The 13,746-nt window shown below is 72.8% G+C and carries 10 protein-coding genes; 2 read left to right on the plus strand and 8 right to left on the minus strand.

Annotated elements, in window-relative coordinates; all coding sequences use genetic code 11:
- Nucleotides 1–35: 35 nt before the first annotated feature.
- A complete protein-coding gene (locus ACZCLJ_RS12445) occupies nucleotides 36–2,816 on the minus strand; it encodes a cation-translocating P-type ATPase (protein ID WP_463103920.1) in 2,781 nt (926 codons plus the stop codon).
- An 86-nt stretch (nucleotides 2,817–2,902) separates the two neighbouring features.
- The gene (locus ACZCLJ_RS12450; protein WP_251151966.1) at nucleotides 2,903–3,763 is read right to left on the minus strand and encodes an SDR family NAD(P)-dependent oxidoreductase; all 861 of its coding nucleotides are present in this window, start codon (nucleotides 3,761–3,763) and stop codon (nucleotides 2,903–2,905) included.
- A 115-nt stretch (nucleotides 3,764–3,878) separates the two neighbouring features.
- Between ACZCLJ_RS12450 and ACZCLJ_RS12455 the strand changes: the two genes are divergently transcribed.
- Nucleotides 3,879–4,469, plus strand: coding sequence for a TetR/AcrR family transcriptional regulator (locus ACZCLJ_RS12455; protein ID WP_251151965.1), 591 nt, complete (start codon nucleotides 3,879–3,881; stop codon nucleotides 4,467–4,469).
- Between the two features lie 116 nt (nucleotides 4,470–4,585).
- On the opposite strand, the gene ACZCLJ_RS12460 is transcribed toward ACZCLJ_RS12455, so the two are convergent.
- The 5 genes from ACZCLJ_RS12460 to ACZCLJ_RS12480 all read right to left on the minus strand — a co-directional run bounded on the left by ACZCLJ_RS12460 (nucleotide 4,586) and on the right by ACZCLJ_RS12480 (nucleotide 8,700).
- Nucleotides 4,586–5,350, minus strand: a complete 765-nt coding sequence (locus tag ACZCLJ_RS12460) for an ABC transporter permease (RefSeq protein ID WP_463103921.1) — start codon at nucleotides 5,348–5,350, stop codon at nucleotides 4,586–4,588.
- On the minus strand, nucleotides 5,347–6,168 hold the full coding sequence (locus ACZCLJ_RS12465) for an ABC transporter ATP-binding protein (RefSeq protein WP_463103922.1): 822 nt from the start codon (nucleotides 6,166–6,168) through the stop codon (nucleotides 5,347–5,349). Before ACZCLJ_RS12465 ends, ACZCLJ_RS12460 begins: the two co-directional genes overlap by 4 nt.
- A gap of 27 nt (nucleotides 6,169–6,195) precedes the next feature.
- Nucleotides 6,196–7,035: a DUF4097 family beta strand repeat-containing protein gene (locus tag ACZCLJ_RS12470; protein WP_463103923.1), complete on the minus strand. Its 840-nt coding sequence runs from the start codon at nucleotides 7,033–7,035 to the stop codon at nucleotides 6,196–6,198.
- A gap of 101 nt (nucleotides 7,036–7,136) precedes the next feature.
- Nucleotides 7,137–7,667: a histidine kinase gene (locus ACZCLJ_RS12475; protein ID WP_463103924.1), complete on the minus strand. Its 531-nt coding sequence runs from the start codon at nucleotides 7,665–7,667 to the stop codon at nucleotides 7,137–7,139.
- Between the two features lie 169 nt (nucleotides 7,668–7,836).
- A complete protein-coding gene (locus ACZCLJ_RS12480) occupies nucleotides 7,837–8,700 on the minus strand; it encodes a LacI family DNA-binding transcriptional regulator (RefSeq protein WP_463103925.1) in 864 nt (287 codons plus the stop codon).
- 44 nt (nucleotides 8,701–8,744) lie between these two features.
- Here ACZCLJ_RS12480 and ACZCLJ_RS12485 point away from each other — a divergent pair, with 44 nt between their 5' ends.
- Nucleotides 8,745–9,971 carry an ROK family transcriptional regulator gene (locus ACZCLJ_RS12485; RefSeq protein ID WP_463103926.1) on the plus strand — a complete coding sequence of 409 codons (1,227 nt, stop codon included), beginning with the start codon at nucleotides 8,745–8,747 and terminating at the stop codon, nucleotides 9,969–9,971.
- Between the two features lie 144 nt (nucleotides 9,972–10,115).
- Here the strand turns inward: ACZCLJ_RS12485 and ACZCLJ_RS12490 are convergent, their stop codons facing one another.
- Nucleotides 10,116–13,739 carry a LamG-like jellyroll fold domain-containing protein gene (locus tag ACZCLJ_RS12490; RefSeq protein ID WP_463103927.1) on the minus strand — a complete coding sequence of 1,208 codons (3,624 nt, stop codon included), beginning with the start codon at nucleotides 13,737–13,739 and terminating at the stop codon, nucleotides 10,116–10,118.
- Between the last annotated feature and the right edge of the window lie 7 nt (nucleotides 13,740–13,746).

Here is a 13,746-nt window from a genome sequence, read left to right on the forward strand (position 1 = left end):
CGGGGCGCCGCCCCCCGCCCCCTGGTCCGTCACGGTCAGGCCCCCGGCAGCGCGTGGGCCGCGACGTGCGGGTCTGCCGTGCGCCGCGGCGAGACGTGCCGCAGCACGAGCTTGCCCAGCTCGACGAGCACGAGGAACGCGAGCGCGACGAGCGCGCACACCCCCCACTGCTCGCCGTCGAGGCTCACCGTGCCGAAGATCCGCTCCAGCCCGTCGAGCGTCGTCACGAGGAACGTCAGGCCGAGGGACGAGAGCAGGAGCACGACGAACCGGCCGTTGGCGAGCGTGTCGAACGACAGGATGCTCGCGCGCGGGTCGCGCCACTCGAGCGCCGCGACGACGTGCAGGAGCGACATGGCCGTGAGGCCCATCGTCGTCGCGACCGCCAGGTCGTACCGGGCCTCGCCCCACGCCACGGCGACGAGAGTCCCGACGGCGATGAGCACGCCGCCCACCGCGAGACGGACGCCGAGCGCACGGCCGATGACCGGCTCGGAGGGCGGGCGCGGTCGGCGCCGCATGAGGCCCGGGGACGCCGCGTCGAAGCCGAGACCGATCGCGAGCAGCACGTCGATCGCGAAGTTGATCCAGAGGATCTGCAGCGGCGTCAGCGGCGTACCGCTCGCGATGGTGAAGATGCCGGCGCCCACGAACGTGAGGATGAAGCCGATGAGCACGACCATCTGGAAACGGATGTACTTCATGAGGTTGTCGTAGAGCCCGCGGCCCCCCTCGACGGCCTTGACGATCGTCGCGAAGTTGTCGTCGGTGAGGATCATCTCCGCGGCGTCCTTGGTGACCTCGGTGCCCGTGATCCCCATCGCGACACCGATGTCGGCGCGGGCGAGCGCCGGCGCGTCGTTCACGCCGTCGCCCGTCATCGCGACCACGTCGCCCTTCCGCTTGAGGACGTCGACGAGCCGCACCTTGTCCTCCGGCGCCACGCGTGCCACGACGCCGATGCTCGCGACCTCTGCCTCGAGCTGCGCGTCGCTCATCGCGGCGAACTCGGCCCCGGTGAGCGCGCGGCCCTCGATGCCGAGCTGGCCGGCGATCGCGGACGCCGTCGTCACGTGGTCGCCAGTGATCATCCGGACGCGGATCCCCGCGTCCTTGCACTCGGCGATCGCGTCGCGCGCCTCGCGCCGCGGCGGGTCGACGATGCCGACGAGCGCGAGCAGCTCCAGGTCCTGGGCGAGCCCGAGCAGGTCGCCCTGGAGATCGGCTCGAGAGACGTCGCGCCGCGCGACGGCGAGGACGCGCATCCCCTCGCCCGCGAGCGCGTCGTTCTCGCGCACGACGAGCGCCCGGGCGTCGTCGTCGAGCGGCGCCGTGCCGCCGTCCGCGGTGAGATACCGCGTCGAGCGTGCCAGGAGGACGTCCGGCGCTCCCTTGACGAAGCTGCGCACCACGCCGTCGATCTCGTGGAACGTCGCCATGAGCTTGTACTCGGTGTCGAACGGCACCTCGGCGACGCGCGGGTGCTCGCGGCGCGTCTCCTCGACATCGAGCCCCGCCTTGGCGGCGAGCACGACGAGGGCGCCCTCGGTCGGGTCGCCCAGGCACTCGCCGTCGCGCACGACCGCGTCGCTCGCGAGCGCCATGGGCAGCGCCACGGGCTCGAGGTCGACGTCCGTCGAGCCGGCCGCCGCGAGGATGCGGCCCGTCGTCGAGTAGCCCTCGCCGTCGACGGAGAACCGCCGGCCCGCGAGCACGAGCCGGCGCGCGGTCATCTGGTTGAGCGTGAGCGTCCCGGTCTTGTCCGAGCAGATCGCGGACGTCGAGCCCAGGGTCTCCACGGACTTGAGCCGCTTGACGATCGCACCCTCGTCGGCGAGCTGCCGCGTGCCGAGCGACAGGAGCATCGTCACGACGGCCGGCAGGCCCGTCGGGATCGCGGCGATCGCCAGGCTGATCCCGACGACGAACAGGCTGTCGAAGTCCTCGCCGCGCGCGAGGCCGAGCACGACGACCACCACGAGGGCGATCGCGGCCATCACCGTGATGATGACCGTGATGCGGTCGAGCTGGCGCGTGAGCGGCGACTTGTCCTGCTCGACGCCGCTGAGCATCCCGGAGATGCGCCCGACCTCGGTCGTCATGCCCGTGGCCGTCACGACCATCTCGCCGCGCCCGCGCGTCACCTGCGAGTTCATGTACGCCATGTCGACGCGGTCGCCGAGCGGGGCCTCGGCCGCCTCCACGACGTCGACGCCCTTCGCGACGGGCGTGCTCTCGCCCGTGAGCCCGGCCTCCTCGATCTCCAGGGACGCCGCGACGAGCAGGCGGCCGTCGGCGGGGATCTTGCTGCCCGCCTCGAACCCGACCACGTCGCCCGGCACGAGCTCCTCGGCGGGCACCTGCTCCTGCCGGCCGTCGCGACGCACCGTGGCCGTCATGACGAGCATCTCGCGCAGCGCGGCCACGCTCTGCGCCGCCTTGCCCTCCTGGTGCAGCCCCATGAGCGCGTTGAGCACGGTCAGGGCCAGGACGACGACGCCTGTCGTCACGTCGCCGAGCGCGATGATGCTCACGACCGCGGCGCCGACGAGGACGAGCTGCATGAGGTCGCGGTACTGGCGCAGGAACGCCTGCCACGGTCGTTCCGTGCGCTCCTCGGCCAGGGCGTTCGGCCCGTACCGGGCACGCCGCTCCGCGACCTGGGCCGACGTCAGCCCGACGGCCGGGTCGACGCCCAGCTCGGCGCACACCGCGTCGGCGGGCACGGTGTGCCACGAGCGGGCCTCGGTCGGGGCCTGCTGTCCGGGGACCTGCTGTCGGGGGACCTGCTGTCGGGGGATCTGCGCAGCCGTCATCGCGGGCTCCTCTCAGGGCGCTCGGCTCCACGGTCACAGGAGCCGGTCGCCCGAGCCTCACCCGCCGCGGGTGACCGTGGCCCGGGTCAGCCGGCGGCGACGGCCGGGGCGTCGACCGCGTGCTCCGCGGCCCGGCTGACCGCCTCCCACGCCGCCCAGGTGTCCAGGCGTCGGCGCGAGACGTCGAGCGCCAGGTCGTAGACCATGCTGCCGAGCAGGAGCCGCAGCGGCGGGTCGTCGCTGTCGACGACGGTGAGCATCGCCTCGGCGGCCAGGCGCGGGTCGCTGTCCGCCGAGCCCTCCGCCCACTGGCGCTCCAGCTCGGCGCGCAGCGGCGCATAGGCCTCGAGCGGCGTCGTCGACGCCATGCTCGAGTACAGGTCGGTCCAGTAGCCGCCGGGCTGGACGATCGTGACCTTGGCCCCGAACGACGCCGCCTCCGAGGCCACCGCCTCGCTCAGGCCCTCGAGCGCGAACTTGCTCGCGCTGTACAGGCCCGTGCTCGCGAAGCCGCCGAGGGCGGCGATGCTCGACACCTGCAGGAGGTGGCCCGACCCCTGACGACGCAGGTGCGGGAGCACGGCCTGGGTGACCCAGAGCGCTCCGAAGAGGTTGACCTCGAGCTGGGCCCTCGCCTCGCCCTCGGTGAACTCCTCGACCATGCCCATGGACAGGGTGCCGGCGTTGTTGACCACGACGTCGAGCCGTCCGAAGTGCTCGACGGCGGCCGCCACGGCCGTGACGACCGCGTCCCGGTCGGTCACGTCGAGCGGCAGCGCCAGGACGCGCTCGCGGTGGGCCGGGTCGAAGGCGTCGGCGGTGGCGGTCCGTGAGGCGGCCACGACGCGGTCGCCGCGCTCGAGCGCGGCGACGGCGAGCGCACGGCCCAGGCCGCGGCTCGCGCCGGTGATGAACCAGGTACGGGGTGTGAGGGGAGACGGTCGCACGGTAGCTCCTCGGTCGATGAGACGAGACGGTCCGTCTCGTTAGTGCGAGACGCTACCCCCGGCCAACCCAGAGGTCAAGACGAGACGTTCCGTCTCGTTCACGTAGAGTAGTTCCATGTCGAAGCCAGACCCCGCCCGCCGGAGCGAGACGTCGCGTCGCGCGGTGCTCACCGCCGCGTTCGACCTCCTCCAGGAGATGCCCTACCCCCAGCTCAGCATCGAGCGCATCGCCGCACGGGCCGGCGTCGGCAAGCAGACCATCTACCGGTGGTGGCCCTCCAAGGCCGCGGTGCTCCTCGACGCGTTCCTGCTGCTCAGCGAGAGCGGCGACGGCGAGCCGCCCACCCTCCCGGACACCGGCGACCTCGACGCCGACCTGCGGCTCGTCCTGCGCGCCACGGTCGCGGAGCTGAACGATCCGCGCCTCGACCGGCCGATGCGGGCCCTGGCGACCGAGGTCGCGCACGACGGCGCGCTGGCCGACGCCTACCACGAGCGGCTCGACGGGCCGCTGAAGGAGGCGAAGCGGCAACGCCTGCGCAGCGCCCAGGAAGCAGGCCAGCTCGCGGACGACCTCGACCTCGACCTCGCCGTCGACCTGATCTGGGGCCCGGTGCTCAACCGGTGGCTCCAGCGCAGCGGACCCCTGACGGACGAGTACGTCGACCGGCTCGTCACGACCGCGCTCGGCGGCATGCGCCCCTGACCACTGCGTCAGGCGAGACGCCGCGCTCGGGACCGGGCCGCGTCTTCGGGGGAACGACCGCACCGCACGACGCCGTGGGCGTGTGCGGTGGGGGTGGTCGGTGCAGGTGCGCGGGGTCAGCTGACCTTGCGGCGGTAGATGACCACGGCACCGGCGTAGGCGGCGACGAGGATCCCCACCAGCCAGGCGAGGGCGATCCAGATGTCGGTACCGACCGGCTCCTGGCCGAACAGGGCGCGCAGGGTGTCGACGATGGCGGTGACGGGCTGGTTCTCGGCGAACCAGGCGACGGGGGCGGGCATGGTGTCGGTGGGGACGAACGCCGAGCTGATGAACGGCAGGAAGATCAGGGGGTAGCTGAACGCGCTCGCCCCGTCGACCGTCTTCGCCGAGAGTCCGGCGATCACGGCGAGCCACGTCAGGGCGAGGGTGAACAGGACGAGGATGGCGACGACGGCGAGCCAGGCGCCGACGGACGCGCCGGTGCGGAAGCCCATGAGGAACGCGACGGCGACGACGATCGCGATCGACGCGAGGTTCGCGACCAGGGACGTGAGCACGTGCGCCCACAGGACGGACGAGCGGGTGATGGGCATCGACTGGAACCGTTCGAAGATGCCGCCCTGCATGTCGAGGAACAGCCGGTAGGCGGTGTACGCGACGCCGGAGGCGATGGTGATGAGCAGGATGCCGGGGAGCATGTAGTCGATGTAGGACCCGTCGGAACCGGTGTCGATCGCGCCGCCGAGCACGTAGACGAACAGCAGCATGAGCGCGGTCGGGGTGACGGCGGTGGTGATGATCGTGTCGGGGCTGCGCGAGATGTGGCGCAGTGAGCGGCCGGTCAGGACGCCGGTGTCGGTGAGGACGTGGGTGGTCATCGTGCTTCCTTGTCTGTGCCGGCCGTGGTGGCGGAGGTGGGCTGGGCGGTGCCGGTCGCGCCGACGAGGGAGAGGAACACGTCCTCGAGGGAGGGCTGCTTGGCGACGTACTCGACCTCGGCCGCGGGCAGGAGCGCCTTGAGCTCGGCGAGCGTGCCGTTCTGGATGATCGTGCCCTGGTGCAGGATCGCGATCCGGTCGGCGAGCTGCTCGGCCTCGTCGAGGTACTGGGTGGTCAGCAGCACGGTCGTGCCGCCCTGAGCGAGCTGCTTGACGGTGTCCCAGACCTCGATCCGGGCCTGCGGGTCGAGGCCGGTGGTGGGCTCGTCGAGGAAGATCACCGGCGGGTCGCCGATCAGGCTCATCGCGATGTCCAACCGGCGGCGCATGCCCCCCGAGTAGGTGCCGGCCCGACGGCTTCCCGCGTCGGTGAGCGAGAACCGCGCGAGCAGGTCGTCCGCGATCGCGCCGGGGTCGGGCAGGTGGCGCAGCCGGGCTACCAGCACGAGGTTCTCCCGGCCGGTGAGGATCTCGTCGACCGCGGCGAACTGCCCCGTGAGGCTGATCGCCTCCCGTACGTCGCCGGGCTGCGTGGCGACGTCGAACCCGTGGACCGTCGCGGTGCCCGCGTCGGCCTTGAGCAGGGTCGACAGGATCCGCACGAGCGTGGTCTTCCCGGCGCCGTTCGAGCCCAGCAGCGCGAAGATGCTTCCCGCCTGGACGTCCAGGTCGACGCCGCGCAGCACGTGCAGGTCCTGGAAGGACTTCTGGATGCCCTGCACCCTGATCGCGGGTGCAGAGGACTGAGGGGTGGTCATGTCCGGTCTCCGTTTCGTGGGGTCGTGTCAGGGCCGGCGGACGACGACGTCGCCGTAGCCGGTGCTCGCGTGGATCTCTGCGGTGGCCTCGTCGTCGACCGGCCCCTCGGTGGGGGTCAGCAGGTTGCGGACGGTGCCGTTCTCCGACGAGACGTCGAGGTACGCCGCGGTGCCCTCGGGCACGCCCACCTCGATCGAGCCGTAGGAGGAGGAGAGCGTCACGGCGCCGGACTCGAGGCTGGTGACCCGGATGCCGGCGTGGGCGGACTTGGCGGTCACGGTGCCGCGCACGCGGCTCACGGCGATGTCGGCGTGGGCGCCCTGCACCTCCAGGGAACCGGTGACGACTCCCACCGTGGTGGTCCCGTTGCTCGCGCGGATCGTGCCGCTGCCGGCGATCTCGTCGACGACGACCGATCCGGCGCTCACCTTGACGTCCAGCGTCTCGGTGATGCGGCCCGCGGCGACCGAGCCGGCGGCGACCTTGAGGTCGAGCCGGTCGACGTCGCCCACCCGGACGTTGCCCGCGGAGAGCGTCATGTCGACGGCGTCGAGCGGGCCCTCGGCGTAGAGCGAGCCGGTCTTGCCGCGCAGCCGCGAGCCGGCGGGCACCTCGACGGTGATGTTCGCGGTGCCGGACGCGAACGGCAGCACGAACTGCTTCCAGGACCCGGGGTACGTGATCGTCACGGCGTCCCCGTCGCGGTCGACGCGCACCTCCTCGGCGGCACGCACGCTGCCGGGCTTGGAGGTGGTCGGCAGCACGGTGACGACGACGTCGTCGCGCTCCCCTGCGACGACGTGCAGGTTGGCGAAGGGCACGTCCACGACGACCGGGACGGGGTGGGGGGCGGGGAAAGTGGGCATGGCGAAGCTCCATCGGTGGTGTCGGGGTGGTGTCAGGTGTGGTGGTTCAGAACGTCGGCGGACTGCCGACGTAGGTGTCAGCGCCGATGTCAGCGCAGGTGTCAGCGCACCCAGCCGGTGACGCGGCCGGTGCCGCGCTGCAGGGAGCTGCTTGCGGTCGCGGGCCGACCCGAGGTCTGCTCGAGGGCGGCTGCGACCGCACGGACGAGCCAGGTGTTGACCGAGACGCCGTCACGCGCGGCGGCGGTCTCGGCCTGCGTCTTGAGGTGGTCGGGGAGGCGGAGGGTGGTGCGGGTGGTCGCGGCGCCCTCGGTGTCGACGGTCGGGGGCGCGGGTGTCGCGGCCGCGTCGGCGACCGGGGCGAAGGTGGCGGTCGGTACAGCCGGGGCGGCGGGAGCGCTGACGACGAACTCGGGGGCACCGCCGCGGAGGCGGACGTCCACGGAGCCGGGCGCCAGCTCCGCGGAGATCTCCCCCGCGGCGTCGGAGAGGGCTTCGAGGAGCACGAGACGGGCAGCCGCGTCGAGCGGGGCGGTCAGCCGGGCGGCGAGCTCACGCGCCTCGTCTCCCCCGGCCGCAGCGGCGGTGGAGAGCTGGTGCTGCAGCTCGTCGACATATCGGGTCAGGTCCATGACTCCACTATGACACCACTGCGACACCAGCGCAAGGGTTTCTGACATCAGATGCGTCCATCATGGTGTCGGAGGTGACGCCACCTCGTGGCGCCCCGGGACGTCCGCCGAGGCAGGGTGCCGGCCCGAGGCCGACCTCCGACCATGCCGCACGCGCCGGGTGGCCTGATCAGGCCGTCGGGACCGGCCCCGTGCTCCCCCGTTCGACGACGCGCGCAGCAGGAGCGCGGAGCACGTCCGCGACGTCGCCCGTGGTCGTCCGCAGCAGCAGCGCGCCGAGCTCCGCGCCCAGGCCGCGCACGTCGCGGCTCACCGCGGAGAGCGGCGGGTCGGCGAGGCGGCAGTGCGCCGAGTCGTCCCACGCGAGCAGCGACACGTCGCCGGGCACCGACCGACCCAGCGCACGAGCGACCCGGAGCCCGCCCACCGCCATGAGGTCGTCGTCGTAGACGATCGCGGTCGGCGGGTCGTCCGCGTCCAGGAGCGTCCGGGTCGCATCAGCGCCGGACGCCGTCCCGTAGCTCCCCACGACGGTCGTGCCGCGCAGACCCCGTGCCGTGACGACCTCGTCGAACGCCACGGTCCGCGCCCGCGTGTGCAGGAGGTGCGAGGGTCCGCTGACCCGGGCCACGTGCCGGTGACCGAGGCCGGCGAGATAGTCGATCGCCCGGCGCATCGCGTCGGCGTCGTCCACCACGACGGCGGGCACGTCGGCCGGCGGGGCCGGGCACAGGGCGTACGCGGGCAGCCCCGCACGCCGGCACGCCGCGACCCGCTCGTCGCCGTCGACGAGGTCGGTGAGCACGACCGCGTCGACGAGCGCCTGGTCCGCCCACCGCCGGTACACCTCGAGCTCCGCGTCGGCCGACTCCTCGAACAGCACGAACACGCTCGCGCCGTGCGCGTCGAGCGTCTCCTCCAGCCCTGCGAGCACGTGGTCGTAGAACGGGTCGAGGTCGTGCGAGTCGGAGGACCGGTGCTGGACGATCCCGGCGCGCAACGTCGAGCGACCGGGAGCTGCAGGCTGCTCCATGGCGCAAGTATGCCGCCCGACAGCCTGCCGGGTACCGTCGTCCCGTGGAGGTCCCTGGGCGTGCGCCCCGAACGGGTGCGCGGACGAGCCGTTCCACGGTGCTCGACACGATCCGGCGCCTCGGCCCCATCAGCCGCGTCGAGGTCGCCGAGACCACGGGTTTCACGCAGGCGACGGTGACTCACGCGGTGCGCGCACTCCTCGACGAAGGCCTCGTCGTCGAGACGGGCGAGCGGGCGTGGACCGGCGGCAAGCCGCGCGTCATGCTGGCCGTTGCCCCGCGGTCGCGCTGCGCCGTGGGGGTCCAGGTCGGCGCCGACTGGGCGGTGGCCGTCGTGGTCGACGCCGCGGGCGCGCTCGTCGCACGCCAACGGGTGCGCGGGGCGCGCGCGGACGACCCGGACGCCGTCGTCGAGCGGCTGTCCGCGCAGGTCCTCGCGCTGCTGCGCGCGGGCGAGGTGGCGCCGTCGTCGGTCGTGGGCGTGGGGCTCGTGCTGCCCGGCACGCTCGACCTCGAGCAGGGGTCGCTGCTGCACTCGCGCAGCCTGCCCGGCTGGGTCGGTCACGGCGTGCGCGCCGCGTTCGAGCGGGCGACGGGACTGGACGTCGTCCTCGGCAACGATGCGACCGCGGCCGCCGTGGGCGAGCTCTGGCGCGGGACGGTGGGCGACGCGCGCGCACACTGCACGGTCTACATGGGCGCGTCGATCGGCGCCGGGCTCGTGCTCGACGGCCAGGTCTACCGCGGCGCGAGCGGCAACGTCGGGCCGCTCGGGCGCCTGCACGTGCACCGCGCCGACGGGAAGGCCGGGCCGACGGTCGAGGAGCTCGCCGCCCCCGCAGCCGTCGCCGCCGCCGCGCGCGCCGCCGTCGAGGCCGGGCGCGAGACCGTCGTCGAGCTGAGCGACGACGGCGACCCGTTCACCGACTTCGCCGCCGTCGCGTCCGCGGCCGTCCGCGGCGACGCGCTCGCGACAGCGCTCGTCGAGGAGTCGGCGCACCACCTCGCGGACGCCGTGCTCACGCTCGTGGACCTGCTCGACCTCGACTCGATCGTGCTAGCCGGGCCGTCGTTCACGGTCGCGGGCAGCATCTACCTGTCGGTCCTGCGCGAGCGGCTGGACGCCGAGGCGCTGCCCCGTGCCCGCCACGAGGTCCGCGTCGCGCTCTCGATGCGCGTCGCCGACGCCGCGGCCGTGGGCGCCGCCTCGATGGTGCTGCGCGCGGAGCTGCCGGTCGTCGCGGACGACGCGTCGCGCCGTCGGACCTGACGCACACCCGACGGAACCCGAGAGAGCCCGCCGCTGCCTGGGGACGACACCGCGAGGTAGAGCTCGCGGTCGCGAGGTAGAGCTCCTCGAGCTCTACCTCGCGACCTGCGGTTCTACCTCGCGGGTGCGGTCAGCCGGGTGCGGTCAGCCGCAGGACGACGCCGCGTACCCGGCCTCGAGCTCGGTCGTCACCTCCTCGCCGTCGACCTCGCCGCTCGCGGTGACGGTCGCCGTCCCGGCCTCGACCGACGTGGACCGGACGGCGAACGACTGGTACGCGTTCTTCCCCGGCTGGACGTCGGAGACGGTCTTCGAGCCGAACGGCGTGTCGAGCGTGACGTCCACCGGGACGTCCCCGCCGTTCGTCGCCCGTACCGCGACGTACGCGGTGCCCGCGAGGCAGCGCGGCTCCGCGGTCACGGTGACGTCGAGCGCCGGCTCCTCGTCGTCGCCGGCGTACACGGACGCGACCTCGTCGTCGGACAGCGCGCGGTCGAAGACGCGGACGTCGTCGATCGTGCCCGGCCAGAAGTCGACCGGGTTGCCGCCCCACTGGCCGCGGCCGATGGTCAGCGGGCCGGACGGCGTCGTGCCGCCGCAGACGTCGGACTGCCCGACGAGCTCCCCGTTGACGTACAGCTTCAGCGTCTGGTTGGCCGCGTCGCGGACGCCCACGAGGTGGTACCAGTCGCCGAGCACCGGCTGGACGACGTACTCGGCCCGCGGCTCGCCGTCGTAGGAGAAGGCGAACCGGCCGCCGCCGCCGTACTGGAGGTAGAACGCGCTGGAGCCGGTCGACGAGTCCTGCCCGACGACCGTCGCCCACGCGCTGCCCGGCAGGCGGTCGAGCTGCGCCCACGCGGACACGGTGTACGAGCCGGTGGTGTCAAGCACGGGGCCCTCCGTCGCGAACGACTGGTTCGTGCCGTTCAGCTTCACGGCGGAACCCGTGCCGCCCTGCCCGGGCACCCAGGTGCCCGTGCCCGACGCCGGGTGGTCGCCCACGGAGTCGGCCGCGGTCGTGCCGGTGCCCTCGTCGAACGACCAGCGTCCCGTGCCGGCGAGGCCCGGGGTGCCGGGGTCGACCGGCGCGGAGCCCTGCTTCGCCGCCGCGACGACGCGCTCGTTGACGTCCTTGACGCGCGCCGCGTCCATCTTGAGGACCCGGCGGTCGTAGGTGTAGAAGCCGTTGAGCTCGTTCTCCACGTCGGAGATCTCCGTGTACACCGAGCCCGAGAGGTAGCACTGCGCGGGTCGCACGAGCTTCTCGGTGTTCGCCACGTACGCGTCCGTCAGCGCCTCGCTGTTCGCGACGCCGCCGTACGGGTTGGCGGAGACGCCCGGCCACATGTGACCCGGGGCGCTCATCGAGAAGCCGCCGTGCTCGCCGTCGATCGACGCGCGCGTCGCGTCCGGCTTGGGCGTGGCCGGACCGGTGTACAGGTGGTGGTCGATGATGTCGCCCGTCTTCGAGTCGCCCTTCGACGCGCAGCAGTTGTAGCCGGAGTGCGTGTTGAGGATGCGGCTCGGGTCGTAGGCGTCGATCTCGTTCCCGATGCGGGCCGTCTGGGCGAGGTCCCACTCGCCCCAGCCCTCGTTGAAGGTCACCCAGCCGACGATGGACGGCACCGACCGCAGCTGGTCGATGATCTCCTTCATCTCGGACTCCCAGAACGTGCGTGACGCCGGGTCGGTGTCGCCGTTGTTGAACCAGCCGCTCGGGATGTCCTGCCAGACCATGAGGCCGAGGGTGTCGGCGTGGTGGTAGAACCGCGCGGGCTCGACCTTGATGTGCTTGCGCAGCGTGTTGAACCCGAGGTCCTTGTGCGCCTGGATGTCGAACACGTACGCCTCGTCGGAGGCCGGCGTGTAGATGCCGTCCGGCCAGTAGCCCTGGTCGAGCGTCGACAGGAGGAAGGTGTTCTCGCCGTTGAGGAGGATGCGGTTGACGCCGTCCACCTCGGCGACCTCGATCGAGCGCATGCCCGCGTAGGACTCGACGGTGTCCGTCGTCGCGCCGTCACCGGTGCCGTCCGTCAGGGTGACGTCGACGTCGTACAGGTACGGGTCGTCCGGCGTCCACAGGTGGGCGTCGGGGATCTCGACGGCGAGCTGCTCGTTCGCCGCGCCCGTCGCGGTGCCGACCTCGGCGCCGTCGGCGTCGCGGACGACCGCGGTGACGGTCGCGCCGTCGGACGCGGACGCCGAGTGCGCCGTGACGGCGAGGACGCCGGCCTCGATGTCGGGCGTCGTGACGACGTCGTCGATCGCGGCGACGGGAACGGGCTCCATCCACACCGTCTGCCAGATGCCCGACGTCGGGGTGTAGAAGATGCCGCCCGGGTTGAGCGTCTGCTTGCCGACGGCCTGGTTGCTGCCGTCCGTCGTGTCGACGGCGCGGACCACGACCTCCTGCTCGGTGCCCTCGACGAGCGCGTCGGTGACGTCGAACGAGAACGCGTCGTAGCCGCCACGGTGCGTGCCGACCTCGGTGCCGTTGACCCACACGGTCGCGGTGTAGTCGACCGCGCCGAAGTTCAGGCGCAGGCGGTTGCCCGTCCCGACGCCCCAGTCCTCGGGGACCGTGACGGTGCGGCGGTAGAACATGTCGTTCTCGCGCCGCTCGATGCCCGACAGCGCGGACTCGACGGCGTAGGGGACCACGATCTCCTCGTCGAGGTCGCGGCCGGTCGGGACGTCGGTGGCGCCACCAGGCGACTCGGCCGCTGCCGCCTCGAACTGCCAGATCCCGTTGAGGTTCTGCCAGTCGTCGCGCGTCAGCTGCGGGCGCGGGTACTCGGGCAGCGGGTTCTCGGGGTCGAAGTCGTCGGCCCACGGCGTTTGGATGCGGAACGTGGAGGAGTTCTCCACGGGAAGGTTGAGCGACCCGACGGCCTCGCCGCCCACGGTGAGGTCGCCCTCGCCGTCGTACACGAGGCGGACGGCGGACGCGCGGTCCACCTGCGCCCCCAGGTCGATGCCGAGCACGTCGCCCTGCGCCTCCACGCCGGCGACCGGCCACGGGAGCTGGTCCACTTGGACCCTGAGGTGGTCGACGAGGCTCTCGTCGACGCCGCCCGCAGCACCCTCGAACGTCACGTTGAGGCTCGTGCCGTCGGCCTCGAGCGCGGCCGCCGCCGGGAAGACGACGAAGTCGTCGGGGTAGGCGAAGGCGTCGGTCGGGACGATCTCGCGCTCCTGCGACGGGCTCTGCCACCGCAGCCGCAGGTGCGACCCGCCGGTGTTCTGGAACATCTCCATGCGGAACTCGTACGCCTGACCGGCCTCGAGCTCGATCGGCGCGCCCGTCTGCTCGACGTCCCAGTCGTCGACCCAGTGGTCGATGACGAGCTCGTCGTCGATCCAGAGCCGGAACCCGTTGTCGCCGATCGCGGAGAACGTGTACGCCTCGCTGAACTCGGGCGTGATGGTGCCGGTCCAGCGCGCGGACGTGCGCTCGCCGCGGCCCGTGAGCTCGGCGAACGTCGGCACGAGGTTCTGGAACTCGATGCGCGGGTCCGGGATGGTGGCCTTGAGGTCGGTCAGCGGCCAGGCCGGGCCGCCGGAGAGGAAGTACTCGCCCTTGAGCCCGTTGCGCAGCGCCTCCGCCTGCGCGGCGGGCTCGTCCCCCGTGGTCTCGGCAGGCAGGGCGCCCGCCGACACCGAGACGGCGGCGAGCGGGATGGTCAGGGCGGCGGCGAGCGCAGCGGCGAGCAGTCTCGACCGTCTTCTCCCCCTGGGCGGTGATACCGCTGTCAGACGATGCATCCGTGGT

The sequence above is a fragment of the Cellulosimicrobium sp. So1_17 genome, from assembly GCF_055181235.1.